30 protein-coding genes are annotated in these 24959 nt (G+C 68.0%); 17 read left to right on the top strand and 13 right to left on the bottom strand.

Annotated elements, in window-relative coordinates; genetic code table 11:
• Window positions 1-111 precede the first annotated feature (111 nt).
• From RN51_RS11050 to RN51_RS11035, 4 genes are all read right to left on the bottom strand, one after another.
• On the bottom strand, window positions 112-1704 hold the full coding sequence (locus RN51_RS11050; protein ID WP_045264112.1) for a hypothetical protein: 1593 nt from the start codon (window positions 1702-1704) through the stop codon (window positions 112-114).
• The gene (locus tag RN51_RS11045; protein WP_045264111.1) at window positions 1686-2462 is read right to left on the bottom strand and encodes an ABC transporter ATP-binding protein; all 777 of its coding nucleotides are present in this window, start codon (window positions 2460-2462) and stop codon (window positions 1686-1688) included. Before RN51_RS11045 ends, RN51_RS11050 begins: the two co-directional genes overlap by 19 nt.
• Before the next feature lie 77 nt (window positions 2463-2539).
• A complete protein-coding gene (locus tag RN51_RS11040; protein ID WP_021198064.1) occupies window positions 2540-3211 on the bottom strand; it encodes a potassium channel family protein in 672 nt (223 codons plus the stop codon).
• Window positions 3204-4634 (bottom strand): TrkH family potassium uptake protein, encoded by a 1431-nt coding sequence (locus RN51_RS11035; protein WP_045264110.1) that lies wholly within the window; start codon window positions 4632-4634, stop codon window positions 3204-3206. Before RN51_RS11035 ends, RN51_RS11040 begins: the two co-directional genes overlap by 8 nt.
• A gap of 106 nt (window positions 4635-4740) precedes the next feature.
• Between RN51_RS11035 and RN51_RS11030 the strand changes: the two genes are divergently transcribed.
• From RN51_RS11030 to RN51_RS10995, 9 genes are all read left to right on the top strand, one after another.
• Entirely contained in the window at window positions 4741-5157 is a 417-nt protein-coding gene (locus RN51_RS11030) for an ArsR/SmtB family transcription factor (protein WP_045264345.1), read from the top strand.
• A gap of 307 nt (window positions 5158-5464) precedes the next feature.
• Complete coding sequence (locus RN51_RS11025; protein ID WP_017204627.1) at window positions 5465-5656, top strand: helix-turn-helix domain-containing protein; 192 nt, start codon at window positions 5465-5467, stop codon at window positions 5654-5656.
• A 156-nt stretch (window positions 5657-5812) separates the two neighbouring features.
• Window positions 5813-5911, top strand: coding sequence for a 30S ribosomal protein bS22 (locus RN51_RS18240; protein ID WP_003792170.1), 99 nt, complete (start codon window positions 5813-5815; stop codon window positions 5909-5911).
• Window positions 5912-5989: 78 nt separating this feature from the next.
• Complete coding sequence (locus RN51_RS11020) at window positions 5990-6292, top strand: rhodanese-like domain-containing protein (RefSeq protein ID WP_045264109.1); 303 nt, start codon at window positions 5990-5992, stop codon at window positions 6290-6292.
• Window positions 6289-6585, top strand: a complete 297-nt coding sequence (locus RN51_RS11015) for a glutaredoxin family protein (protein ID WP_045264108.1) — start codon at window positions 6289-6291, stop codon at window positions 6583-6585. Before RN51_RS11020 ends, RN51_RS11015 begins: the two co-directional genes overlap by 4 nt.
• Window positions 6582-6884 carry a Dabb family protein gene (locus RN51_RS11010; RefSeq protein WP_045264107.1) on the top strand — a complete coding sequence of 101 codons (303 nt, stop codon included), beginning with the start codon at window positions 6582-6584 and terminating at the stop codon, window positions 6882-6884. Before RN51_RS11015 ends, RN51_RS11010 begins: the two co-directional genes overlap by 4 nt.
• 171 nt (window positions 6885-7055) lie before the next feature.
• Window positions 7056-7874 carry a basic amino acid ABC transporter substrate-binding protein gene (locus tag RN51_RS11005; protein ID WP_045264106.1) on the top strand — a complete coding sequence of 273 codons (819 nt, stop codon included), beginning with the start codon at window positions 7056-7058 and terminating at the stop codon, window positions 7872-7874.
• 34 nt (window positions 7875-7908) lie between these two features.
• Window positions 7909-8706, top strand: coding sequence for an amino acid ABC transporter permease (locus RN51_RS11000; protein WP_045264105.1), 798 nt, complete (start codon window positions 7909-7911; stop codon window positions 8704-8706).
• Window positions 8703-9458 (top strand): amino acid ABC transporter ATP-binding protein, encoded by a 756-nt coding sequence (locus RN51_RS10995; protein WP_045264104.1) that lies wholly within the window; start codon window positions 8703-8705, stop codon window positions 9456-9458. Before RN51_RS11000 ends, RN51_RS10995 begins: the two co-directional genes overlap by 4 nt.
• 100 nt (window positions 9459-9558) lie before the next feature.
• On the opposite strand, the gene RN51_RS18235 is transcribed toward RN51_RS10995, so the two are convergent.
• The 6 genes from RN51_RS18235 to RN51_RS10970 all read right to left on the bottom strand — a co-directional run bounded on the left by RN51_RS18235 (window position 9559) and on the right by RN51_RS10970 (window position 14428).
• A complete protein-coding gene (locus tag RN51_RS18235; RefSeq protein WP_082066559.1) occupies window positions 9559-9735 on the bottom strand; it encodes a YegP family protein in 177 nt (58 codons plus the stop codon).
• Window positions 9736-9823: 88 nt separating this feature from the next.
• A complete protein-coding gene (locus RN51_RS10990; protein ID WP_045264103.1) occupies window positions 9824-10915 on the bottom strand; it encodes an ABC transporter ATP-binding protein in 1092 nt (363 codons plus the stop codon).
• Window positions 10912-11706 (bottom strand): ABC transporter permease, encoded by a 795-nt coding sequence (locus RN51_RS10985; RefSeq protein ID WP_045264102.1) that lies wholly within the window; start codon window positions 11704-11706, stop codon window positions 10912-10914. The genes RN51_RS10990 and RN51_RS10985 overlap by 4 nt, the downstream gene beginning before the upstream one ends.
• Complete coding sequence (locus RN51_RS10980) at window positions 11703-12641, bottom strand: ABC transporter permease (protein WP_045264344.1); 939 nt, start codon at window positions 12639-12641, stop codon at window positions 11703-11705. Before RN51_RS10980 ends, RN51_RS10985 begins: the two co-directional genes overlap by 4 nt.
• The gene (locus RN51_RS10975; protein ID WP_045264101.1) at window positions 12638-13777 is read right to left on the bottom strand and encodes an ABC transporter substrate-binding protein; all 1140 of its coding nucleotides are present in this window, start codon (window positions 13775-13777) and stop codon (window positions 12638-12640) included. The genes RN51_RS10980 and RN51_RS10975 overlap by 4 nt, the downstream gene beginning before the upstream one ends.
• Window positions 13778-13912: 135 nt before the next feature.
• Window positions 13913-14428, bottom strand: coding sequence for a GNAT family N-acetyltransferase (locus RN51_RS10970; protein WP_045264100.1), 516 nt, complete (start codon window positions 14426-14428; stop codon window positions 13913-13915).
• A 123-nt stretch (window positions 14429-14551) separates the two neighbouring features.
• Here RN51_RS10970 and RN51_RS10965 point away from each other — a divergent pair, with 123 nt between their 5' ends.
• A complete protein-coding gene (locus RN51_RS10965) occupies window positions 14552-15337 on the top strand; it encodes a sulfite exporter TauE/SafE family protein (RefSeq protein WP_045264343.1) in 786 nt (261 codons plus the stop codon).
• Window positions 15338-15435: 98 nt separating this feature from the next.
• On the opposite strand, the gene aspS is transcribed toward RN51_RS10965, so the two are convergent.
• Window positions 15436-17217 (bottom strand): aspartate--tRNA ligase, encoded by a 1782-nt coding sequence (gene aspS, locus RN51_RS10960; protein ID WP_045264099.1) that lies wholly within the window; start codon window positions 17215-17217, stop codon window positions 15436-15438.
• Between the two features lie 143 nt (window positions 17218-17360).
• Here aspS and RN51_RS10955 point away from each other — a divergent pair, with 143 nt between their 5' ends.
• Both RN51_RS10955 and RN51_RS10950 read left to right on the top strand, forming a co-directional pair.
• Window positions 17361-17735 (top strand): DUF5684 domain-containing protein, encoded by a 375-nt coding sequence (locus tag RN51_RS10955; RefSeq protein WP_045264098.1) that lies wholly within the window; start codon window positions 17361-17363, stop codon window positions 17733-17735.
• 1 nt (window position 17736) lies between these two features.
• A complete protein-coding gene (locus RN51_RS10950; protein ID WP_045264097.1) occupies window positions 17737-18366 on the top strand; it encodes a histidine phosphatase family protein in 630 nt (209 codons plus the stop codon).
• 67 nt (window positions 18367-18433) lie between these two features.
• On the opposite strand, the gene RN51_RS10945 is transcribed toward RN51_RS10950, so the two are convergent.
• The gene (locus tag RN51_RS10945) at window positions 18434-19336 is read right to left on the bottom strand and encodes an NAD(P)/FAD-dependent oxidoreductase (RefSeq protein ID WP_045264096.1); all 903 of its coding nucleotides are present in this window, start codon (window positions 19334-19336) and stop codon (window positions 18434-18436) included.
• A gap of 55 nt (window positions 19337-19391) precedes the next feature.
• Here RN51_RS10945 and RN51_RS10940 point away from each other — a divergent pair, with 55 nt between their 5' ends.
• From RN51_RS10940 to ccsB, 5 genes are all read left to right on the top strand, one after another.
• Window positions 19392-19796: a MerR family transcriptional regulator gene (locus RN51_RS10940; protein WP_045264095.1), complete on the top strand. Its 405-nt coding sequence runs from the start codon at window positions 19392-19394 to the stop codon at window positions 19794-19796.
• A 63-nt stretch (window positions 19797-19859) separates the two neighbouring features.
• Entirely contained in the window at window positions 19860-20510 is a 651-nt protein-coding gene (locus tag RN51_RS10935) for a TlpA family protein disulfide reductase (protein ID WP_082066557.1), read from the top strand.
• 16 nt (window positions 20511-20526) lie between these two features.
• The gene (locus RN51_RS10930; protein ID WP_045264094.1) at window positions 20527-21315 is read left to right on the top strand and encodes a cytochrome c biogenesis CcdA family protein; all 789 of its coding nucleotides are present in this window, start codon (window positions 20527-20529) and stop codon (window positions 21313-21315) included.
• An 82-nt stretch (window positions 21316-21397) separates the two neighbouring features.
• A complete protein-coding gene (gene resB / locus RN51_RS10925; protein ID WP_045264341.1) occupies window positions 21398-23182 on the top strand; it encodes a cytochrome c biogenesis protein ResB in 1785 nt (594 codons plus the stop codon).
• 4 nt (window positions 23183-23186) lie between these two features.
• The gene (gene ccsB / locus RN51_RS10920; protein ID WP_045264093.1) at window positions 23187-24161 is read left to right on the top strand and encodes a c-type cytochrome biogenesis protein CcsB; all 975 of its coding nucleotides are present in this window, start codon (window positions 23187-23189) and stop codon (window positions 24159-24161) included.
• Between the two features lie 166 nt (window positions 24162-24327).
• Here ccsB and RN51_RS10915 read toward each other — a convergent pair whose 3' ends face one another.
• The gene (locus tag RN51_RS10915; protein ID WP_231579276.1) at window positions 24328-24918 is read right to left on the bottom strand and encodes a 2'-5' RNA ligase family protein; all 591 of its coding nucleotides are present in this window, start codon (window positions 24916-24918) and stop codon (window positions 24328-24330) included.
• Between the last annotated feature and the right edge of the window lie 41 nt (window positions 24919-24959).

The following is a 24959-nucleotide window of genomic DNA, read 5'->3' as shown; positions in this document are numbered from 1 at the left end:
TCGCCTGATCTCGCGGGTGGCTGCTCTCGCGGGTGGCTGCTGTCGCGGGCGCCTGATCTCGCGGGGACCCTTGCGCCCGGGGCCTGGGCGTCGCGTGGTGACTGCCCGCGCTCAGCTCTCGCTGGACACGTCGGCGAGCACCTCGGGCCAGCGGCGATCCAGGATCTTCCCGCCCAGCACGGTTCCTCCCCAGAGGGCCAGACCGCCGAACGCGATTCCGCACACGAGGCTGATCCAGCCGAGCGTGGGATTCCAGATCGCCGCGATGGCGAACCCGAACGCGGGTGCTCCGAGGACGAGCGTGATGGGTCCGATGATGATCATCGCGAGCAGTGATTGCACCCCGCCGGAGGATCCACGTCCGAAGGGATTGGCTTCCGGGGCGGGTGCACGCCCGGGAAGGAAGCTCCCCACCCAGGCTCCGGCTCCGGCAGCGATCGCCGTGAGGCCGAGTGACGCTCCGATGCTGCCGGGGAGCAGGTCGGGCCTCCCCGCGAGGAGGCAGGTCGCCACGCACAGCGCGACCGTCACCGGCACCGCGATCAGCCCGAAGCCGAGGAGACGCCCCGCGCGGTCGGCCGCCCCGGTGACGCCGGTGAGGATGTGCGCCGCGACGGCGTCGTTGTCGTAGGCGATCGACATCTGCACGATCGTCCCGGCGAGGAGGGCGTTGATGGCCGGGATCAACGTGATCGCGGGGGCGAAGCCGATGGACTCCTCCTGCAGGCCGTTCATGAGCGCGATGCCGATGAAGATCGCCGGCAACAGCAGCAGCATCACGATGTTGACGAGCTGCCGTGGGTCGCGGCGGTAGTAGTGCAGGGATCGTGCGGCGATCGCGCCCATCGGGTTCGCCGGCAGCAGTCGATCGAGCAGACCGCCGGAGCGGACCCGTCCACCGCCGCTGCTCTGGATGGGGGAGACGAGCCGGGCGGCGAGCAGCCGCTGAGACGCCCACCACAGGACCACGACTGTCGCGAGGGCGATCAGCAGGCGCAGCGTTGCGGTGAGCACGTCGCCCTGCGCTGCCGATGCCGACACCCCGAACACTGCGCCGACCGGCGTCCACGCGACGATGTCGGCCGCCGCAGCGAACGCACCCCCGACGTCCGTCACAGTGGTGAGCGCACCGATCCCGAGGTTGAGGATGAGGCCGGACGAGGCGGCGAGCAGCACCCCGAGGGTCAGCACCAGGTCGCGGGTGCTGCGTCGGGCCAGCCATCCGGCGAGCAGTCCGCTCACCACACGGGCACCGAGCACGCAGGTCACGACCGCCACGGGGATCATGATCACCGCGGAGAGCAGCGCGGGCAGGCTCACCGACCACCCGAGGAGCATCAGCAGCAGGGCGAGCGTGGTGCCGATGCCGCCGATGGTCGTGGCTCCTGCGACGACGAAGCCGGGCAGCAGTGTCGGCGCGGTCACCGGTAGCAGGGCGAAACGCTCGGGGGCGAGGGAGTCGTCGGCACTGACCAGGATGGATCCGATCCACCATCCGAGCACCAGCACGGAGCCGGTGAGCACGATGGCAGTGACGGCCCCCTCGGGCGCGGCCAGGCGCAGAGCGATGAGACCCGCCGCCAGTCCGGCGAGGAGCCCGAGGGCGATCATGCCGGTGATGATCAGGGTGACGATCATCCAGGGGTTCCGCGACAGCTGATGGCGCAGCTGCCGCCAGCGCAGACCTACGAGGAGCGCAACCATGCGAGCGTCTCCGTCCCGAGGTCGTGCGCCCCCACGAGCGTGAGGAACCGCTGTTGGAGCGAGAGGCCGGCGCGCACCTCGTCGAGCGGACCGTGCGCGAGCAGGCGTCCCTCGGCGACGATGGCCACCCGGTCGCACATCGACTCGACCAGCTCCATCACGTGGCTCGACAGCACGACGGTGCCGCCTCCGTCGACGAACGAGCGCAGGATCTGGCGGATCGTCTCGCCCGACACCGGATCGACCGCCTCCAGCGGCTCGTCGAGGATGAGCAGTCGGGGCGCGTGGATCAGTGCGCAGGCCAGACCGATCTTCTTGCGCATGCCGGCGGAGTAGTCCACCACGAGGGTGTCTCGCGCATCGGCGAGCCCCAGTGCCTCGAGCAGGTCGCCGGTCCGCGAGACGACGTCGGCCTCGGGCATGCCGCGCAGCAGTCCCGTGTATCTCAGCAGTTCCGCTCCGCTGAGGCGATCGAGCATGCGGATGCCGTCGGGGAGCACGCCCATGCGGGCTTTCGCCTCGGCGGGGTTCTGCCAGACGTCGGCGCCGAGCACCCAGGCGGTTCCCGCATCCGGGCGGAGAAGGCCGGTCGCCATCGCGAGTGTCGTGGTCTTGCCTGCGCCGTTCGGCCCGAGCAGCCCCAGCATGGATCCGGGCGGCACGTCGAGAGAGAGGCTGTCGACCGCTACCTTCTGCCCGAACTGCTTGCGAAGCCCACGAAGGGCGAGGACGGGCGGGGCCGCTGTGGGGTCGGTCATGGCCCCATCCCACCACGGCCGCCGGGCGTCGCGCATCCGCCGCGAGGGGGAGTCGCCCGGAAGGCGGGAGGGAGGCGTCAGCGGTCGAGGCCGGCGAACCGCTCGATGTCGCTGTTGGTGCCGGACACGATGATGAGGTCGTGGTTGGTGACGATCGTGTTGGCCTCGGCGTAGCGGAACGGCTTGCCCGGGCTCTTCACACCCACGACGGTCACCTTGTACTTGGAGCGCACGCCGGACTCGTTCAGGCCGACGCCGCGGATGAACTTCGGCGGGTACATCTTCGCCAGGACGAAGTCGTCGTCGAAGCGGATGAAGTCGAGCATCCGCCCGCTCACGAGGTGCGCGACGCGCTCGCCGGCCTCGCGTTCGGGGTAGATGACGTGGTTGGCGCCGACGCGCGCCAGGATCTTGCCGTGCGACTGCGAGACCGCTTTGGCCCAGATCTGCGGAACCTTGAGGTCGACGAGGTTCGCCGTGATGAGCACCGAAGCCTCGATCGAGGATCCGACGGCGACGACCGCGACCTGGAAGTCCTGCGCACCGATCTGGCGCAGGGCGTCGATGTTCTTCGCGTCGGCCTGGACGGTGTGCGTGACGCGGTCGGACCACTTCTGCACGAGCTCGAGGTTGTCGTCGATCGCGAGCACCTCGCGGTCGAGGCGGTCGAGCTCACCGGCGCAGGCGGCACCGAACCGGCCGAGGCCGATGACGAGGACGGGAGCGTCGCCCCGGAGGACTTCAACCAACGATCGGCCTTTCCACGGGCAGTGAGTAGTACTGCGTTCGCGACGTCGCGGCGACCGCCGCGGCGAGAGTCACTGTACCAACGCGGCCCATGAAGATCGTCGCGGCCATGACGTAGGAGGCGGAATCCGGGAGCTCCCCGGTGAGGCCCGTTGAAAGGCCGACGGTGCCGAACGCGGAGATCACGTCGAAGAGCACATGACTGATGTCGGCCTTGGTGATCTGTGCGATCACGATGGTCGACAGCGCGACGATCGTGGCTCCCCACGCGACGACGCTGAGGGCGACGCGCTGCACGTCGCTGGGGATGCGGCGGCCGAAGGCCTCGACGGACTGGCGTCCCTTCGCCTCGGACCAGACGGCGATGGCGAGGACGGCGAGGGTGGTCACCTTGATCCCGCCCGCGGTCGAGGCCGAGCCGCCGCCGACGAACATGAGCATGCTCGCCGCGAGCAGGGACGAGCCGTTCAGGTCGTCCATCTCGATCACGTTGAAGCCGCCGGAGCGTGTCATCGCCGAGAGGAAGAAGGCTTGGAACGTGGTGTCGGTGGCATCCATCGAGCCGAAGGTCTTCGGGTTGTTGAACTCGAGGATCACGAAGACGGCCGCACCCAGGATGAAGAGCAGGACGGTGGTGACGATGGTGAGCTTGGAGTGCAGGGACCAGCGCTTCACATGCCAGACGTGCTTGGCGAGGGTGTAGATGACCGGGAAGCCGATGCTGCCGAGGAAGACGCCGACCATGAGGAGCGAGAGCACCAGGTAGTCGTCGGCGAAGACCGCGACGCCACCGTCGTTCGGGGCGAATCCCGTGTTCGTGAACGCCATCGCCGCGAAGTAGGGTGCCTCCCAGAGCGCCGCGATCGGGTCGACCTTGGCCATCACGAGGGCGGGGTAGAGGAGGATCGCGAGCGAGGCCTCGATGATCAGCGCCGAGACGGCGACCGTGGTGAGCAGCTGGCCGACCTCGCCGAGTCGCACGGTCTGGCTCTCGTTGACCACGCCGCCGTGCGCGCGCATCGGGTTCGTGTCGCCTGCCGCCATCAGCTTGGCCCGCAGGCCGAGGCGCTTCGAGATCAGCATTCCCATGAGCGATGCGAGGGTCAGCACGCCCAGCGCGCCGATGTTCACGCCGAGGAAGATCAGCACATGTCCGAACGGCGACCAGTAGTTGGCCATGTCGACGGTGGCGAGTCCCGTCACGCAGATGGTGGAGACAGCGGTGAACAGTGCGTCGCTGAGGGGGGTGACCGTGCCGGTCGCCGAGGCGATGGGCAGTGAGAGCAACACGGTGAAGACGAGGATCAACAGCGCGAAGATCACGATCGCGAACCGCGACGGCGAGGAGGTGACGAGGTGCTTGACCCAGCCGGCCGCGCTCTTCAGGCTCTCGCGCGGGGACGACGCCGAAACGATGCCCGACATCGCTGCCCCCTTGTGTTGTCGCTCGCCCTGCCTCGGGCCGCGGCACGGCGCCTGTCGCCGAGCCTTCGTCATGGTACTCCGTGGCGGGGACGACTACCCTGAACTCATGACGGACATCTTCGACGTGATCGCAGACGGTACGAGGCGAGACATCCTCCAGCTCCTGCTGCGGCGCACGACCGAAGGAGAGGCCGGCACCAGCGTCAGCCAGATCGTCGCCGATCTGGGTATCAGCCAGCCCACCGTGTCGAAGCATCTCAAGGTGCTGCGCGACGCCGAACTCGTCACCGTGCGTGAAGACGGGCAGCGTCGCTTCTACAGCCTCGCGGTCGAGCCGCTCGAGGTCGTGGACGACTGGCTGGTCCCGTTCCTGGTGGATGCCTTCGGTGACGCTGCGCCCGACATCGCATACCCGGGTGCCGCGCTGCCCGACAGTGCTGCGCATGCGGCCGAGGTCGTCGGACGTGCGGCGGCCTCCGCGAAGCACGTCGTCGCGACTGCTCTCAAGCGCCTCGGCGCCTGACGGGTTCGAGCACTCTCCCGCAACGACTCTCCCCTGACGACACGGGGGGCTTGCCGTCAGGGGAGAGGTGCGGGTCCCCACACCCGGGGGGCGGACTCGGCGGTGCCGCACGAGACCTGTCATGACTCTGGCACCCGCGATTGAGCGAACCCCGGAGAATGCCTATGCGCCTGCTGAACTAATGCCTATGCGCCTGCTGAACTGTCGTCGTGAGATCGCTACGCCTCACTGATCACACGGGTCACAGAGGTTTACACGTGTCCCAGCCACCACATAGAGTGTGCACATCGAGAAAGGGGTACGTGGGATGCCCGAGGTTCCTGACGTCCGATTCCTCACGGTTGCTGAGGTCGCCGAGCTGATGCGCGTGTCCAAGATGACCGTGTACCGGCTGGTTCATGCTGGGGAGCTGCCCGCCGTCCGGTTCGGTCGCAGCTATCGCGTGCCCGAGTCTGCGGTGGCCGATGCGCTTCAGCGCCCTATCGCCGACGTCGGCTGACGTCGGCGGCTGTCCCGCGATCGGCCGCCTTCGGGTGTGAGACGCGTGTGACAGTCGACGCCTTCGGGTTTGCTAGACTGACCCGAGGCATTTTCCGTGCCCGTACCCGGGTGTCCGATTTCGGCGACACCCAGCCACTGACTTAGTGAGGTTTCCGTGGGTTCTGTCATCAAGAAGCGCCGCAAGCGCATGGCGAAGAAGAAGCACCGCAAGCTGCTTCGCAAGACTCGCCACCAGCGTCGCAACAAGAAGTAAGCGACCAGACACGAGCGCCTGTCTTCGGACGGGCGCTTTGTGTCTCCGGCCCCATCTCCGTCCTGCCGAGAGGTTGTCATGAAGTCGATCACCGTCACCGAGCTCGCCGAGCGCACCGGCACCCCGCTCATCGATGTGCGGGAGGTGGACGAGTTCGCCGCGGGTCACGTGCCCGGTGCCGTCAACATCCCGATGTCCGAGATCGGCAACCGTCTCGAAGAGCTGCCTGGTGAGGCGTTCGACGTCATCTGCCAGGCGGGCGGACGCTCTGCGCGCGTGGTCGAGGCGCTCGAGTCGCGCGGCTACGACGCGACGAACGTCGAGGGCGGCACCGGCGAGTGGATCGCCCAGGGGCGCGCGGTCGAGGTGCCTTCGGCGTGACCACGCTCACCCTGATCGGCAAGCCCGACTGCCACCTGTGCGACGTCGCCTCCGACGTCATCGATGCCGTGGTCGCCGAACTGCCCGACGCCGCAGCCGAGCAGATCGAGATCGTCGAGGCGTCGATCCAGGATGACCCCGCGCTCTACGAGCTGTGGTGGGAGAAGATCCCCGTGGTCCTGATCGACGGCGAGCTGCACGCCCACTGGCGCGTGGCGCCCGATCGGCTGCGTGAGGCGCTCGAGGCCTCCGTCCGCGACACCGCCGCCACCCGCATGAAGGAGTCCCTGTGACGATCCGCCACGTCGTGACCTGGAAGCTCGCCGCCGAAGACAAGGCCGAGCGGGCTGCGCAGGCCGTCGAGGTCGCACGCCGCCTCAACGCCCTCGACGGTGTGGTGCCGCAGCTCCTCTCGATCTCGGCCGGCGCGAACGTCGCCTACCCCGATGTGAACTGGGACGTGACGCTGGTCGCCGACTTCGCATCCGTCGACGCGATCGACGAGTACCAGGTGCACCCCGCGCACGAGGAGGTCGCCGCGTACATCCGGTCGGTGGTCGCCTCCCGCGTCGCGGTCGACTTCGAGGTCTGAGACCGCGTCGCGCGAGTCCTGGAACTCGATTTCGCGCGTGATCGGGGCGTACTCGCAACACAAACGTAATGTGCGTGGGCGCCGATGTCATTGGTCACGCGACGAGCCGCATGTTTAGATGAACTCCTACCCGTCAGCGGGCCTCCGTGCCCTCGACTCACAGGAGCCGACATGCCTCGTCGCAACCTCATCGCCGGTCTCGCCCTCGTGGCGACGGCCACCCTCGCGCTCGCCGGCTGCGCCACCGGATCGTCCGACGCGGGCAGCAGCGACGCTCCCGCCGCCGACGACAAGTACGGCCTCGTCGAGCCCGGGACGCTCACCGTGTGCTCCGACGTCCCCTACCCGCCGTTCGAGGTCGAGGACTCGTCCAGCGAGACCGGCTACTCGGGCTTCGACATCGATCTGCTCAGCGCGATCGCCGAGAAGATCGACCTGAAGCTCTCCGTGCAGGACGTGGGCTTCGATGCGCTGCAGTCCGGCACGACCCTCGCCGCCGGAACGTGTGACATCGGTGCGTCGGCGATGACGATCACCGACGAGCGCAAGGCCAACATCGACTTCTCCGACCCCTACGTCGACTCGTTGCAGTCGCTCCTGGTCCGCGCCGACTCCGGCATCACCTCGATCGACGACCTCGACGGCAAGAACGTCGGCGTGCAGCAGGGCACCACCGGAGAGACCTACGCGGGCGAGAACGCACCGGGCGCGCAGCTCGTGCAGTACCCCTCGGACGGTGAGCTGTGGCCGGCCATGCAGGCGGGGCAGATCGACGCGATCCTGCAGGACCAGCCCGTCAACTACGTTCACGAGCAGGACGACCCCGACTACAAGATCGTCGAGACGTACCCGACCGACGAGTCCTACGGCTTCGCCTTCGCCAAGGGTGAGAAGGACGAGCTGCGCGATGCGGTCAACAAGGCGCTCAAGGAGCTCCAGGACGACGGCGGATACCAGAAGATCTACGACAAGTACCTCGCGGCCAAGTGACCGGCGGGATCGGTAGAGCGGGAGGACCTCGACGATGGCGTTGAGGCGGACCACCAAGAGCAAGCTGTATCGCTACACGGTCTACGTGGTGCTGATCGCGATCGCCGTCTGGGCGATCGTGAGCACCGACTGGGCGAAGATCGGACCGCTGTTCTTCAATCCTGAAGTCGCGGCGAAGATGTTCCCCGGGATCATCACGACTGCGCTGGTCAACACGCTGTGGTTCACGGCCGTCGCCTTCACCGGCGGCCTGATCCTGGGCGTGGTGCTGGCACTCATGAAGCTGTCGACCATCGCGCCGTTCCGCTGGATCGCGACGGTGTGGATCGAGTTGTTCCGCGGCCTGCCCGCGATCCTCACGATCTTCGGCATCGCCTTCATCCTGCCGATCGCCCTGGGCGTGCCGGGGACGAAGCTCGGCGGGCCGGTCGTGCTCGGACTCATCGGCCTCGTGCTGGTCGCCTCGGCGTACATGGCCGAGACGATCCGTGCGGGTATCCAGGCCGTCCCGAAGGGACAGACCGAGGCGGCACGCTCGCTCGGCATGTCGCCCATGAAGACGACGTTCTGGATCGTCGTGCCGCAGGGGTTCCGGATCATCATCCCGCCCCTGACCAACGAGTTCGTCCTGCTGCTCAAGGACACGTCGCTGCTGTTCGTCGCGGGATCCTTCATCTGGTCGAAGGAGCTCACGACCTTCGCCCGCGATGCGAGCACGCAGAACGCGAACGGAACGCCGCTGATCATGGCGGCGATCCTGTACCTGATCGTGACGATCCCGCTCACGCGTTTCAGCGCGTGGCTGGAGCGACGGATGTCGAGGCAGCGATGATCACCGACCTGATTGATGTCCACGCCCCCGCGATCGACGTGCAGGGGCTCGTGAAGTCGTTCGGCGACAACGAGGTGCTCAAGGGCATCGACCTCACCGTCACCAAGGGAGAGGTCGTGTGTGTGATCGGACCTTCGGGGTCGGGGAAGTCGACGCTGCTGCGCTCGGTGAACCTGCTCGAGGAGCCGACCGGCGGCAAGGTGCTGATCGAGGGGATCGACATCACTGACCCCGACGTCGACATCGACCGCGTGCGCACCCGCATCGGCATGGTCTTCCAGAGCTTCAACCTCTTCCCTCACCTCGACGTGCTCGGCAACCTCACGATCGCCCAGCAGCGCGTGAAGAAGCGGTCGAAGAAGGAAGCCGAGTTGATCGCCCACGCCATGCTCGCCAGGGTCGGTCTCGCGGAGAAGGCCGACGCCTACCCCGGGCACCTCTCGGGAGGGCAGCAGCAGCGCGTGGCGATCGCCAGAGCGCTGTGCATGAACCCTGACATGATGCTGTTCGACGAGCCCACCTCGGCGCTCGACCCCGAACTGGTCGGCGAGGTGCTGCAGGTCATGCGCTCGCTGGCCGACGAGGGGATGACGATGCTCGTCGTCACGCACGAGATGGGCTTCGCGCGCGAAGTCGGATCCCGTCTCATCTTCATGGATGGTGGCTACATCGTCGAAGAGGGCGATCCGCGTGAGGTGCTCGGCAACCCGCAGCATCAGCGCACGAAGGATTTCCTCTCCCGCGTGCTCTGACACCGGATCCGGTTCGCCGAGACCCATCGCAATCGCCGAGACCCCTGTTGCAGACGTCTGCAACAGGGGGTCTCGACGTGAAACGTGGGTATCGGTGGGGTCAGGCTTCGACGACCTCGGCGTCCGAGGCATTGCGGCGGACGGAGTCGATGCCGTTCAGAGCCGCGGACTTCGACGAGTAGCCCTCGCTGGTGGCGATGACCTCGCCGTTGCCGGCCTTCAGGCGGAACCGGTACTCGCCGGACTTGTCGGTGTACAGCTCGAACTTGCCTGCCATGAGGCGTCCTTTCTCTCTCGGATGGAGGGAACCCCGCCCCTCGGCCCTCACGCTAGCGCCCGGGGTAGGTCAAGGGAAGAGCGACGAGTCAGCCGCGCGGATGCACGGCCACGGGCTCCGGAGCGATCGCGATGTGCACCCGGTCGCCGAAGGCCGGGTGGGTCCCTGGCGCGTGCTGCACCCGGACGAGCTCGCCCGACTCGGTGCGCACGAGCGTTCGACGCATGCTCCCCAGGAAGGTGCTCTCCTCGACCAGCGCCTCGGCCGCGGCGTCGGTCTCGGAGGCGAAGTAGACGTTCTCCGGGCGCAGATACACATCCACCGGACCGTCGGCGGGAGACTGCAGCGGAAGCCGCTGTCCCCAGACCATCACGTGATCGCCCTCGGCGACGCCCGACACGACGCTCGACAGACCCACGAACGCGGCCACTCCGGCCGTCGATGGCTTCGTGTACAGCTGCTCAGGAGAGCCGATCTGCTCGATGCGACCGGCGTTCATCACCGCGATCCGGTCCGAGACGGCCAGAGCCTCTTCCTGATCGTGCGTGACGAACACGGTCGTGATGCCGAGCCGCAGCTGGATGCGGCGGATCTCATCGCGCAGCTGCACGCGCACCTTCGCATCGAGTGCCGAGAGCGGTTCGTCGAGCAGCAGCACCTTCGGCTCGGTCACCAGCGCCCGTGCCAGTGCCACGCGCTGCTGCTGTCCACCGGAGAGCTGGTGCGGGAACCGATCGGCGAAGTCGGCGAGTCCGACCAGGGCGAGGGCGTCGACCGCGCGCCGTGAGGCCTCCGCCTTGCCGACGCCGCGTCGCCGCAGGCCGAACGCGGTGTTCTCGGCGACCCGCAGGTGCGGGAAGAGCGAGTACGACTGGAAGACCATCCCGATGTCGCGCTTGTTGGTCGGCACCCGCGACACGTCGCCGCCACCGAGGAGCACCGCGCCTTCGTCCGCCCCTTCGAGGCCTGCGAGCACACGGAGCAGTGTGGTCTTGCCGCACCCGGAAGGGCCGAGCAGTGAGACGAACTCGCCGGGGGCGATGTCGAGGTCGACCCCGTGCAGCACCCGGTTGCCCGCGTAGCTCTTGACGATGCCCTGCAGCTCGACGCGGGTGCCTTCGCCCGCCTGGGCGAGCAGCAGGTTGTCCTTGGTGCGCGGCAGCGCGTGGTCGACGGTCATGAGCGGGCCTTTCCGGTGCCGCGGGCGACGCGGCCGATGACGAGGAGCAGGAGGAAGACGAACACCAGCGCGAGCAGGGTGAAGATGGCAGGCGCATACGGGTCCTGTTTGTTGACGACGACCATCGCGGTCTGGAACACCTGGCGATTCAGGAGCGAGGCGATCGTGAACTCTCCGAGGACGACGGCGATGGAGATCAGCGATGCGGCGAGCAGGCCCTGACGCAGGTTCGGTGCGAGAACCTTGAGCACGACCGTCGGCCAGCTCGCCCCGAGTGACCGAGCGGCTTCCGAGAGAGTCCGGAGATCGGCCGCATCGATCGACGCCTGGATGGACCGGAATGCGAATGGCAGCACCGTGATCCCGTAGGCGAAGGCGAGAGTCCAGGTGCCGGTCCCGAAAGCGCGCCCGATCTGCAGATAGATCGGTGCGAGGCCGACCACGAGCACGATCGCCGGGATCGAGATGGGCAGCAGCACCGCGAACTCGAAGGCGGGCTTGAGCGTCGGGAAGCGCAGGTTCACCAGGATCATGGTCGGGGCGAGCAGCAGCAGCACGATGGCGACGGTGACCACGGCCAGGATCAGCGAGTTGCCGAGGCCCGTCCAGATCGGCTTGAGGGTGGCTGCGGCCGCCGGGTCGAACAACGCGACCCAGCGGGCGAAGGAGAGTCCGCCGGCGGGGTCACGCAGCGTGAAGAGGAACGTCGACACCAGCGGCACCGCGAAGAATGCGCCCACGAGGATGCCGATCACCCATCGGGTCGTCCGGGAGGGCCCGAGCCGGTTCACGACTGCCACCTCGCTGCACGTCGCTGCACGAGGGAGTACAGGGCCATCACGACTCCGACGATCACGATCATGCCGAGCGCGAGGGCACCGGCGAGGTTCTCCCGACCGAGCACCGTCTCGCTCGTGAGCGCCGTGCGGATCTGCAGCGGCACGATCTGGGCGCCCTGGCTGGCGAGAGCGGCGGCGGTGGCATACGACGAGAACGCGTTCGCGAACAGCAGCAGCAGGCTGGCGAGGAAAGAGGGGGCGAGCACGGGGATGCCGATACGCAGCCAGAAGCTCGTTCGGGTGCCGCCGAGGGTGAGGTTGGCCTCGGCCCACTGCGGCTTGAGGGCGGCGAGGGCCGGCATGAAGGTGATGACCATGAGGGGGATCTGGAAGTAGAAGTAGGGGAGGATCAGCCCGGGCAGCTCGTACAGCCAGGTGCCGTTCTCGAAGATGTTCACGCCGAAGGTGTCCTTCAAGAACACCGTGACGACGCCCTGGATGCCGATGGTCGCGATGAAGGCGAAGGCGAGCATGACGCCGCCGAACTGCGCGAGCACACCGGCGGCGGCGTCGACGGCCGATCGGGTCCGGCCTTCGGGGTCCATGCCGAGCAGCGCGTAGCAGACCAGCGCACCGACGAGTGCGCCGACCACCGCGGTGAGCAGGGAGAGGCCGGCCGAGTTGGCGAACGTGTTGAGCACGACGGGGTCGGCGAGCGCCGACATGTTCGCCCAGGTGAACGAGCCGTCCTTGGTGAAGAAGCCGGAGCCGATCGCCAGGATCGTCGGCACTGCGAGGAACAGCACGACGTAGGCGGCGAAGGGGACGAGACCCAGCCATGCGAAGGACGGAGCGGACCGCCGGGCCCTCGCGCGTGGCGAGGACCCGGCGGGCGTGGTGGGGACGGACGCCTCGGCATCCGTCCCCGTTGCGGTGAGGGTGGTCACTGGACCGCCGCGGCCCACTTCTCGCCGAGCAGGGTTCCGGCGTTCGTCGACTGCTTCTCGGTGGGGACCACGGTCTCCTCCGGAGCCTCGGGGAGCGCGGCGGCCAGGTCGGCGTCGATCGTGCCGGCGTCCGTCATCGCCTCCATGCGCACCGGACGGGCGCCGCCCTTCAGCCACAGGTTCTGCACCTCGTCGCTGTAGAGGAACTCCTGCCACAGGCGGGCAGCAGCCGGGTGCGGGGCGTCGGCGTTGATGGCCTGGTTGTAGTACCCGGCGTAACCGGTGCCGTCGAACACGACGACCTTCCAGTCCTTGTTGTCCGCCGTGTGCGAGGCGTTCAGGTAGTCCCAGTCGAAGACGACCGGGGTCTCGCCGCTCGCGATGGTCGCGGTGGTGACGTCGACCTTGAGCAGGTTTCCGGCCTTCTGCAGCTCGGAGAAGAAGTCGATGCCCGGCTGGAAGTCGTCCAGCGTGCCGTCGGACTGCACGGTCGCGAGACCGACGGCGGCGAATGCGGCCCCCGCCTGGGTCGGGTCGCCGTTGATCGCGACGGCACCCTTGTAGTCGGCGGAGAGCAGGTCGGAGAGCTCGGCGGGAGCGTCGAACTTCGACGAGTCGTAGCCGATCGACATGTACCCGCCGTAGTCGCCCACGAAGAGGCCGGTCGGCTCCTTCAGCTCGTCGGGGATGTCGTCCCACGTCTGCACCTTGTACGGCGCGAAGACATCGGTGTTCTGCAGGGCGACCGTGAGGCCGATGTCGAAGACGTCGGGCGCGGTGTCGAGACCCTCGTTCGTCTTTGCAGCCTGGATCTCCTCGGCGCTCGAGACGTCGGGAGACGCCTCGTTGATGGTGATCTCCGGATACTTCTCGGCGAAGAGGTCGAGGATCTCGCCGTAGTTCGCCCAATCGCGGGGGAGCGCGATGACGTTGAGCGATCCCTCTGCCTTGGCCGCGGCCTCGAGGTCGGCGAACGTGCCGAAGTCGGCGACCGAGGTCGCTGCGGACGCGTCCACGTCGGAGCTGCCGCCGCCGGAGGCGTCTGCTGCTCCGGAGCAGGCGGTGAGCGCGAGTGCGGCCGTGGTGGCCAGGGCGATGCCGGCGCCGATGCGCGCGCGGCGGGTGAAGCGAGCCATGAGTGTCCTCTCGGGTGTCCGGCGCTGTGAGCCGGTGTCGGGTTGCGAGAGGACACTATGAGGCGGAGGTTGCCGTCCGTCGCGGGTCAGGTGAACGGATGGTGGCGAGGTGGTGGCCGAACTGCGCCGCGGCCGTCAGTTCGGGGTGACGCTGTACTTGAAGCCGCGGTGCGAGCCGACGTAGCCGAGACGCTCGTAGAAGCGGTGGGCATCGACGCGGGCGGCGTCGGAGGTGAGCTGAACCATGCTCGCACCTACGGCGGGGGCGGCGACGTCTCCGACCCAGCGCATCACGGCGGAGCCGATGCCCGACGAGCGCAGACTGCTCTGCACGCGCACCGCCTCGACCAGCAACCGCCGCGCGCCGCGACGCGCCATGCCAGGGATCGAGGTGAGCTGCAGTGTGCCGACCACTGCGTCGTCGAGCTCGACCACGAGCAGGTCGTTCGACGGCTCGGCGAGGATCTCGCGGAGGCCGCGCTCATAGGCCGGGCGGTCCTCGTCGGATGCCACATCGCCCCGGGCTGCGCTGATCGGGTCGTCGGCGAGCAGGGCGATCACGGCATCCGTGTCGTCGACGCTCGCGCGGCGCAGGAGCGCGGTGCCGATGCGCGATTCGAAGGTGTGGGGCAGCGGGAGGGCGTCGAGCATGCCTCCAGTCTGTCAGCGCATGCGTCGAACCCGAGCGCGGATGCGAGGGCGACGCCGACTCTCTGGAATCATTGCGAGGTGGATATCGGCACTGTGCTCGGACTGGAGCAGCTCACGTGGGGGATGCTGCTGCTCGTGGTCATCGCCGCGTTCTGTGCCGGCTGGATCGATGCGGTCGTGGGCGGGGGAGGGCTGCTGCAGCTGCCGGCGCTGCTGCTGATCCCCGGCATCTCACCGGTGCAGGCTCTCGCGACGAACAAGCTCGCCTCGGTGTTCGGCACGGCCACCAGCAGCGTCACCTACTACCGACGAGCTAAACCGGACCTGCGCACCGCCTTGCCGATGGCGATCATCGCGTTGATCGGCTCCTTCGGAGGGGCGGCTGTCGCCACCGTGCTGCCCCCTGCCGCGTTCAAACCCATCATCGTGATCGCGCTGCTCGCGGTGGCTCTGTTCACCGCGTTCCGGCCGCAGATGGGCGCGGCGACTCAGCTGCGGTTCCATGGGCACAAGCACCACATCATGGCGGGCGCAGCGGGACTCGGCATCGGCTTCTACGACGGGATGATCGGCCCTGGCACCGGTACCTTCCTCGTGATCACACTCGTCGCGCTGCTCGGCTACGACTTCCTGCAGGCCAGTGCGAAGGCCAAGATCGTCAACCTCGCGACGAACGCGGGAGCGCTGCTCCTGTTCATCCCGCACGGCGCCGTGCTGTGGCTGCTCGGGGGCATCCTCGCGGTCGCGAACGTCGCCGGAAGCTACCTCGGATCACGCATGGCGATCTCGCGAGGGACCACGTTCATCCGCGTCGTGTTCCTCGTGGTCGTGGTGGCTCTGATCGGCAAGCTCGGCGTCGATGTGTGGAACGAGAACATCGTCCCGGCACTGGCTGTTCTGGCCTCCTGACAACGCGCCGGTTCAGGCAGAAACGCCGGATCAGGCAGGTTCTGCGAAGAACCGCCTGATCCGGCGTGAGTGCCTGATCCCGCGCGAGGCGGCTGGCGTCAGTCCTCGTCGTCCTCGGGCTCGTAGTCGACGCCGGCCTCGGCGCGCTGCGCATCGGTGATCGGTGCCGGAGCGGAGGTCAGCGGGTCGAAGCCGTTGCCCGACTTCGGGAACGCGATGACCTCGCGGATCGACTCGGTCTTGGTGAGGTGCTGGAGCACGCGGTCCATGCCGAGCGCGATCCCCCCGTGGGGCGGTGCGCCGAACTTGAACGCGTCGAGCAGGAAGCCGAACTGCTCGTCGGCCTGCTCGTCGCTGATGCCCATGACCTCGAAGACCCGCTTCTGGATGTCTTCACGGTGGATGCGGATGGATCCGCCGCCGAGCTCCGAGCCGTTGCACACGATGTCGTACGCGTAGGCGAGGGCCGACCCGGGGTCGGTGTCGAACGTGTCCTCGAACTCGGGCTTGGGGCCCGTGAACGCGTGGTGCACGGCCGTCCAGGCCCCAGCGCCGACTGCCACGTCACCGGAGGCCACCGCGTCGGCGGCTGGCTCGAACATGGGAGCGTCGACGACCCATGTGAAGGCGAACTCGTCGGGGTTCAGATAGCCCAGGCGGCGACCGATCTCGACGCGCGCTGCACCGAGCAGTGCACGGCTCTGCTTGGTCTCACCGGCGGCGAAGAACACGCAGTCGCCCGGCTCGGCGCCGACGAGCTCGGCGAGCCCGGCCTGCTCGGACTCGGAGAGGTTCTTGGCGGCGGGGCCACCCAGCGTGCCGTCCTCGTTGAACAGGACGTATGCCAGCCCACGGGCACCGCGCTGCTTGGCCCAGTCCTGCCACGCGTCGAGCTGCTTGCGCGGCTGGCTCGCACCGCCGGGCATGCGCACCGCGCCGACGTACTCGGCCTGGAAGACACGGAACGGGGTGTCCTTGAAGTAGTCGGTCGCCTCGACGAGCTCGAGACCGAAGCGGAGGTCGGGCTTGTCGGAGCCGTACTTGGCCATCGCCTCGGCATAGGTCATGCGCGGCAGCGGGGTCTGCACCTCGACGCCGATGGTCGCCCACATCGCCACGATGAGCGACTCCATGAGGGCGATCACGTCCTCCTGGTCGACGAAGCTCATCTCGATGTCGAGCTGCGTGAACTCCGGCTGACGGTCGGCGCGGAAGTCCTCATCGCGGTAGCAGCGCGCGATCTGGAAGTACTTCTCGACGCCGCCCACCATGAGCAGCTGCTTGAACAGCTGCGGGGACTGGGGCAGTGCGTACCAGCTGCCGGGGCTCAGGCGCGCGGGGACCAGGAAGTCACGGGCGCCCTCCGGCGTGGAGCGGGTGAGGGTCGGCGTCTCGACCTCGGTGAAGTCGTCGGCGTGCAGCACGTCGCGGATCGCCTTGTAGACGTTCGAGCGCAGACGCAGGGCGGCGGCCGGGGCCGGGCGGCGCAGGTCGAGGTAGCGGTACTTGAGGCGCGCCTCTTCGCCCACGGTCTCGGTGTCGGCAAGAGCCGTGGAGACCTGGAAGGGGAGCGGAGCGGACTCGTTCAGCACCTCGACGTCGGTCGCGATGAGCTCGACCTCGCCGGTGGGAAGGTTGGGATTCGCGTTGCCCTCGGGGCGCCGCGAGACCTCGCCGGTCACCTTCAGGACGAACTCGTTGCGCAGCGGGTGCGCGATCTCCTCGTCGCGGATGACGACCTGGGCGATGCCGGAGGCGTCCCGCAGATCGATGAAAGCGACTCCTCCGTGGTCACGACGGCGATCGACCCAACCCGAGAGGGTGACGGTCTGACCGATGTGCTCGGCTCGCAGAGAGCCTGCCGAGTGGGTGCGAAGCACGGAGTATTCCTTCTGATCTGGGAAATGGGGAACCCGCCCATTCTACGGGGGCGCTCAGCCCGTCATCGGCCCCGTCAGCGACGGCCGCGCCGGCATATCAGTAGGATCGCCACGACACAGCTCATACACAGAAAGAGTGCACCGTGGACAACAACGGCATCTCCGATCTCTATGCGTCGATCTTCTCGGGTACCACCGGATTGATCGCACTCGTCTTCTACATCCTCGTCGCGGTCGGACTGTGGAAGGTCTTCACCAAGGCCGGATACCCCGGAATCCTCGCCATCATCCCGCTCGTGAACCTCGTCTTCCTGGTGAAGATCGCCGGCCTCTCCGGCTGGTTCGCGCTGCTGTACCTCGTCCCGGTCGCCAACGTGATCCTGGCGATCATCGTCGCGTTCAAGCTCGGCGCGCGCTTCGGCAAGGGCGGGGTGTTCTCGTTCTTCCTGCTGTTCCTCTTCCCGTACATCGGGTACCTGATCCTCGGCTTCGGGGACTCGCGCTACAGCAAGGCGTGACATGGCGGCGTCCCGGCTGCACCTCGTGCGACACGGTGAGGTGCACAATCCGGCCCGCGTGCTCTACGGTCGTCTTCCCGACTACCACCTGAGCGACGCGGGCCGGGGGATGGCCGCAGCGGCCGCCGATCATGTGGCTGCGCTCGACCGTCCCGTCTCCGCTCTGTACGCGTCGCCTCTCGAACGCGCCCAGGAGTCGGCCGAGCCGTTCGCCGAGACGTTCGACCTCGCGCCGGAGATCGACATCCGGCTGATCGAGCCCACGAACGTGTTCGAGGGGACGCAGATGCGCCGTTCCCTGATGAACCCCCTGAACTGGTGGCATCTGCGTCAGCCCTCGGTTCCCAGCTGGGGGGAGCCCTACTCCTCCATCGCCGAGCGGATGCTCGGTGTCATGGACGAGGCGTGGGACGCGGCAACCGACGGCGACGTCGTGATGGTGTCGCACCAGGCGCCGATCTGGATCACCCACCTCCGTGTCGCGGGGCTTCCACTGCGGCACGACCCGCGCACCCGACGCTGCGCCCTGTCGAGCGTCACCTCGTTCGAGCGCGTCGGCGACGTGTGGCGCGAGGTGGCGTATGCCGAGCCCGCAGCGACCGGCGGTGCCGTCGACGTCGGCGCGGTCTGACCCTTCGAATCGCGCAAATGGTCCCGTTCCGGTGACGGATGGAACCATTCGCGCGATTCGAAACGGGTCAGTTCTCGGCGGCCAGGAGTGACTGGATGATGCCGACCGCGGCCAGCTGACCCGCGGCGGCTGCGAGCAGGACGGACGCCATCGGGCCGGGGAGGGTCGCGCGGTGGGCGAGGTCGCCCGCGGCGAACACCCCAGGGCGCGAGGTGCGTCCGAACTCGTCGATCTCGATGCACCCGGACTCGAGCATGTCCAGGCCGAGCTGCGCGGCGAACGGAGACCGCTGACGCATCGCACCCGCGGCGACGAAGACCCCCGCGACCACGCGCTCGTCGTCCGTGAGGATGCGTACCCCGTCGTCGACTCGCTCGACGGAGGCGATGGGGGTGCGACTCACCTGCGCGCCCTTCGCCTCGAGCGCACGGAGGTCGTCGTCCGCGAACTTCTCCCCGATCGGCACGACCGTGATGCTCGCGACGATCCTCCCCAGCAACCCGATGAGGTGCTCGGCGCGAGGGGCGGCGCCGATGATGGCTATGTCCTTCCCGGCGTGCTCGTGCCCATCGCAGAACGGGCAGCTGAAGGCGAGCGTGCCCCACAGGTCCTGCAGCCCGGGTGCGGTCGGGAGTTCATCCGCGACCCCGGTGGCCAGGATGACCCGCCGCCCCTCCACCTCCGAGCCGTCGACGAGTCCCACCACGAACGCGTCCTCGACACCAGTGACGCTCGTCGCCGCGGTCTCGCGGATCTCCACGTCGTCGTAGGCGGCGAGCTCTGTGCGGGCCGTCGCTCGGAACTCGGCAGGGGGAGTGCCGTCCGCGCCGACCATGTTGTGCATGTGCAGGACGGTGCCGTTGCGGTACTCGCCCGAATCCAGCAGCAGCGTGGAGCGGTGCATCCGTCCGAGGGTCAGAGCGGCCTGCAGTCCTGCCGGTCCTGCGCCGATAACGATGGCGTCGTACATGGTGGTCCTTCCTCTGGATGTTGCGTTCCTGGTCAGTCTGTGACTTCATGTCAACATGAAGTCAAGCGATGGGCACCCCTGGTCCGTGGGCGAGGTCGCCGCCCGCTTCGAGTTGCCGACGAACGTGCTGCGGCACTGGGAATCGGTGGGTCTGCTGCGGCCGCCGCGAGACGCTGCGGGGCGACGGCGCTATGGCGAGGACGAGGTCGTGCGCATCGCCGTGATCCAGCGCAGCAAGGCAGCGGGCATGACACTCGACCAGATCGCCGTGCTGCTCGATGACGGGAGTTTCGGGCGGCATCAGGTGCTGCAGCAACACCTGGACGACCTCGACAAGCGCATGGAGGAGATGCGTCTGTCGCGCGCGATGACCGAGCACGCGATGGGCTGTCGTGCGCACGACATCGCCACGTGTCCGCGCTTCCGGGCGGGCGTGGACGACGTTCTCGCCCGCTTCTGAGGCGCGTCGCGAGGGCCGTCGCTTCCACCTCGTGCATAGGATCCTCTGCGTAAACTCGGAGTCGTGCCAAGCGATTCGACGGTCCGTCAGATCCGCAGCGGCCGCTCCTCCCGCAGCCGGCGTTCGCGCCGTGCGGTCGGTGCAGCGCTCGTTGCGGTGCTCGCCATCGGTCTGAGCGCGTGCGCTCCCGATCCGGTCAGTGAATCCTTCCTGAACGGTGAGAACACCGGCTATGTCGCGGCCGACGGCGCGATCGTCGAGGTCCCCGTCGCCGAGCGCGGTGAGCCCGTGGCGTTCAGCGGCGTCACGGAGAAGGGCGAGAAGTTCGACAGCGCCGACATCGCCGGCAAGGTCGCGGTCGTCAACTTCTGGTACGCGGGGTGCGCGCCGTGCCGTCTCGAAGCGGCCGACCTGGAAGGGGTCTGGCAGGACTTCCGCGATCAGGACGTCGCGTTCATCGGCATCAACACCCGTGATCAGGCCGATACCGCCGTGGCCTTCGCGAACGAGTATGGCGTCACGTACCCGAGCCTGATCGACGTCGACACGGCCCAGGCGAAGCTCGCCTTCGCGAAGGAGACGCCCATCGCCGCGACGCCGACGACTCTCGTGATCGACAAGCAGGGCAGGGTCGCCGCGCGCATCATCGGGCCCATCGACGGCAAGTCGATCCTCTCCACGCTCGTCAAGGACGCGCTCGCGGAGGACTCGTGAGCGGCCAGGACTGCTCATGAGTCCCGAAGCGATCATCGGCTCCGGGGCCCTCTGGATCGCGATTCCGGTCGCGATGCTCGCGGGACTCGTCTCGTTCCTCTCCCCGTGCGTGCTCCCCCTCGTTCCCGGCTATCTCGGCTTCCTCGGCGGCGCCGTCGCGCCGCGGACGACCACCGCTGCTGCCGGTGCAGCAGGCGGGACGACGACACAGACCACCGAGACCGCGACGCGCGGGCGGCTCGTCGGGGGCGTGCTGCTGTTCATCCTCGGATTCAGTCTGGTGTTCGTCTCCATCACTGCTTTGGGCGGGGTGGCCAGCGTCTTCCTCCTGCAGTGGGGTGAGCTCATCACCCGAATCCTGGGCGTCGTCATTATCGCGATGGGGCTGGTCTTCCTCGGCCTGTTCGGTTTCGCGCAACGTGAGCTCCGCTTCCATGTAGATGCGAAAGCCGGCATCATCGGCGCTCCGATGCTGGGCATCGCGCTCGGCATCGGCTGGGCGCCTTGCTTGGGGCCCACGCTCACAGCGATCTTCGCGTTGTCGTTCAACGCCGGTGATCCCGTACGGGCGGGTTCCCTCGGGCTCGCCTACTCGCTCGGCCTCGGTATCCCGTTTCTGCTCGTCGCTCTCGGCTTCGGATGGGCGACGAAAGCTATCGGATTCCTGCGCCGGCATGTCCGCATCGTCAACGTCATCGGTGGGATCCTGCTCATCGCGCTCGGCGTCCTGATGGTGACGGGGCTCTGGACCGACATCATGTCGCGCCTGACGGCGGTGATGGGCAGTGTCATCCTCCCGCTCTGACGATCTGGAGGCGGGCGCGCTGCCCGATCCCCGTCCCGACAAGCCCGTCCGTTCCGAGAAGACTCCCCGCACTGAGAAGGCCATGACCAAGAACAAGGGTGCCGCGAAGAGCGACTCCAGCGATCCGCTCCGTCCGTCGGACCACGTCGACGGCGACGACTCGATCATTCAGCCGCGACTCGGATTCGTCGGCTGGCTGCGTTGGGGCTGGCGCCAGCTGACCTCGATGCGCACGGCGCTGATCCTGCTGCTCGTCCTGGCGATCGCAGCCATCCCCGGCTCGATCTTCCCGCAGCGGATGGCCGACCCGAACGGTGTGACGCAGTGGGAGCGTGACAACCCCGATCTGTTCCCGATCCTCGACGGGCTCAAGCTCTTCGACGTCTACCTCTCGCCGTGGTTCTCCGCGATCTACCTGCTCCTGTTCGCGTCGCTCGTCGGCTGCGTGATCCCGCGTATCAAGCACCACGCCAAGGCGCTGCGTGCCCGCCCGCCGCGCACCCCCGCCCGCCTGCAGCGCCTCGAGGACTACCGTGCCGTCACGCGCGATCCCGCTGCGGACTCCGGAACCAAGACGGGTGATGCGGAGACGGAAGCGGCCGCGTCCATCGACGTCGCGACCAAGCAGCTGAAGGCCCTCGGATACCGGGTGGAGCGCTACGACCGCGGACGCACCTTCTCGGTCTCCGCGGAGCGCGGCTACTGGCGCGAGACGGGCAACCTGCTCTTCCACCTCGCGCTCGTCGGCGTGCTGGTCACGGTCGGGATCGGCGGAGGGTTCTCCTACACCGGACAGCGCGTGCTGGTCGAGGGCGAGACCTTCGCCAACACGCTCCTCGACTACGACTCGATGAACCGCGGACGATTCGTGGGCGACGACGCATTCTCTCCGTACTCGATGCGCCTCGACTCGTTCGACGTGACCTATCAGCCGTTCGGTGAGCCGGGGTCCGGCCAGGCCGGCGACTTCTCGGCCAACGTCACCGTGCAGGAGCACGGCGAGGAGCGCACGGGCGCCGTCAAGGTCAACGAACCGCTCGCGGTCGCCGACGACGACGTGTTCCTGCTCGGCAACGGCTACGCGCCGACGGTGACCGTGCGCGATCCCGAGGGCAACGTCGTGTTCACCAACAGCACGCCGTTCCTCCCGCAGGACAACAACATGACGTCGCTCGGTGTGCTCAAGGTGCCGGACGGTCTGGCCGAGCAGGTCGGCCTGGTCGGGTTCTTCTATCCCACGACGGGTGTGCTGGAGAGCGGCGCGTTCTTCTCCGCGTACGGCGACCTCACGAACCCGACGCTCACGCTCGACGTGTACACGGGTGACCTGGGCATCAACGAGGGCGTGCCGCGCTCCGTCTACGTGCTCGACACCACGGGGATGACGAAGCTCACGGGACGCACCACCGACGTGAAGTCGATCGAGCTCGCCCCCGGACAGACCGCGCAGCTGCCGAACGGCCTGGGATCGGTGACCTTCGAGGACGAGTCACCGGCCGGCGCGACGGACGCCTCCCACTCGGTGAAGCGCTTCGCCTCGCTGCAGATCCACCGCGACGAGTCGGGCGTCTGGGTGCTCGGCTTCGCGCTGCTGGCCCTCGGCGGACTGATGATCGCCCTGTTCGTGCCGCGTCGACGCGTCTGGGTCAAGGCCACGGCACACGACGACGCGGTCGCCCTCGAATACGCCGCGCTCGCCCGTGGGGAGGACCCGACGCTCGCCGCAGCCGTGGACGACCTCGTCGCCGGCCACGCCCGACTGCTCGATGCAGCAGGGGGCACCACGGCGCGCCCCACGCCCACTGACACCGCCGACGAATCCGTTGAGCCGGAGGCCCCGGCGACCGACACCCCGAAAGTAGACTGACACCATGCTCGAGCTCAACGTGATCTCGCCGGTCATGCTCTGGACGGCGATCGCGATCTACGCGGCGGCCTTCGTGGCCTACGCCTTCGATCTCGCGCGCCGCTCGCAGGCGACGGCCGACGCGCACACCGTCCGCGAGTCGGTGCTGGTCGGAGCCGGCGGGGCCAGCCTCCCCGCGTCGTCGGGTGCGGCTGATGACTCTCCCGCACCCCAGCGCTACGTCATGGCCCGGATCGGCACCTCGCTGACGGTGCTCGGATTCGTCTTCCAACTGGCGGCGACCATCACCCGCGGCATCGAGGCAGGGCGAGTGCCGTGGGCGAACCTGTACGAGTTCGCGATGATGGGCACTCTGCTCATCATCGCGGTGTACCTCGTGGTGCTCACCCGCATCGACCTGCGCTTCCTCGGCACGTTCATCACGGGCCTCGTCGTCGTGCTGCTCGGCCTCGGAGCGACCAACTTCTACGTCGACGTCTCGCCGCTGATGGACCCGCTGAAGAGCGTCTGGCTCGTCATCCACGTATTCGTGGCCTCGCTCGCCACGGCGTTCTTCGCGCTCGCGTTCGCCCTCTCGGTGATCCAGCTCATGCAGTCGCGCCGTGAGCGTCTGATGGGAGAGGGGGCAGCCAAGACCGGTCCCGGCTTCCTCCGCACCTTCCCCAACGCGGTACGCCTGGAGAGTCTTGCGTACATGTTCACGATCATCGGGTTCATCCTCTGGACCTTCACGCTGATCGCGGGCTCCATCTGGGCGTACTACGCCTGGAGCCGCTTCTGGGGCTTCGACGTGAAGGAGACCTGGACGTTCGTGATCTGGGTCCTGTACGCCGGATACATCCACGCCAGGGCGACGCGCGGCTGGCGGGGGAACCCCTCGGCGTGGCTCGCGATCGTCGGGTTCTCGGCCGTGATCTTCAACTTCACGATCGTGAACGTCTTCTTCAAGGGCCTGCACGCCTACTCCGGCCTGAGCTGAGCCTGCCTCCCGGCCGCCAAAGCCAGGCTGCGAAGACCCGGCTGCGAAAACCCGGCTGCGAAAACAGAGACCTCCCGCATCAGCTCCGGCGCGTCCACACAGGACACGCCGGACAGGGTGCGGGAGGTCTCTGTTTCGGCTGGAGACGGGCGGAGCAGGGGGTGGGTCAGCCGCCCAGCGGCAGGACCTCGGCATGCTCGATGCCGTCCTCGTACCAGACCAGCTCGGCTTCGGTGATGGCCTCGGTGGGCGCCGGCTCGAGAGCACGCGACTCGGCCTGCGCGAAGCGTGACCAGACCTCCGGGTCGAGAGTCTTGCCGTAGAGCACCGAGAGGTGGAAGGTCCAGTCCTCCAGGGGCAGCTCGCCCAGGCGGCGGAAGTCCGTGGCGTCCAGCGCAGTGGTCAGGTGTGAGTACGCGGAGACGAGTGACGCGGTGCGGGCGAGGCGCACGATCAGGATCTGCCACGGTGGGGGGAACTCATCCACGGCATCGGCACTGACCTCGATCGGGGGTTGCCGTGCCGCCCAGACGCGGATCAACGCGGTGAGCTCTTCGCGCCGCTCGGGCTCGTGGAACCCGCGGAGCGTGACGTGCCCGGTGTGCGGGTGCCGGATCGCTGCGCCGAGGCGTGCGAGTGCCGTGTCCTGGATGTCCCGATAGGTCTCGGCGACCGCCGCGGTGGGCCGGAGCACGAGGTACTGCTGCCCTTCCAAGCTCGCGAGTTGCTCGGGGGTATCCATGAACGGTCGACGCATGGCAGGAGCCTAGGTGCCGGGCATTGCAAGTCAAAACGGAG

This window comes from Microbacterium oxydans, from assembly GCF_000956405.1.
In the GTDB taxonomy this organism is placed as follows: Bacteria; Actinomycetota; Actinomycetes; order Actinomycetales; family Microbacteriaceae; genus Microbacterium; species Microbacterium oxydans_C.
Note: the sequence above shows the minus strand (reverse complement) of the source record. Positions and strands in the feature narration are given on the sequence as shown.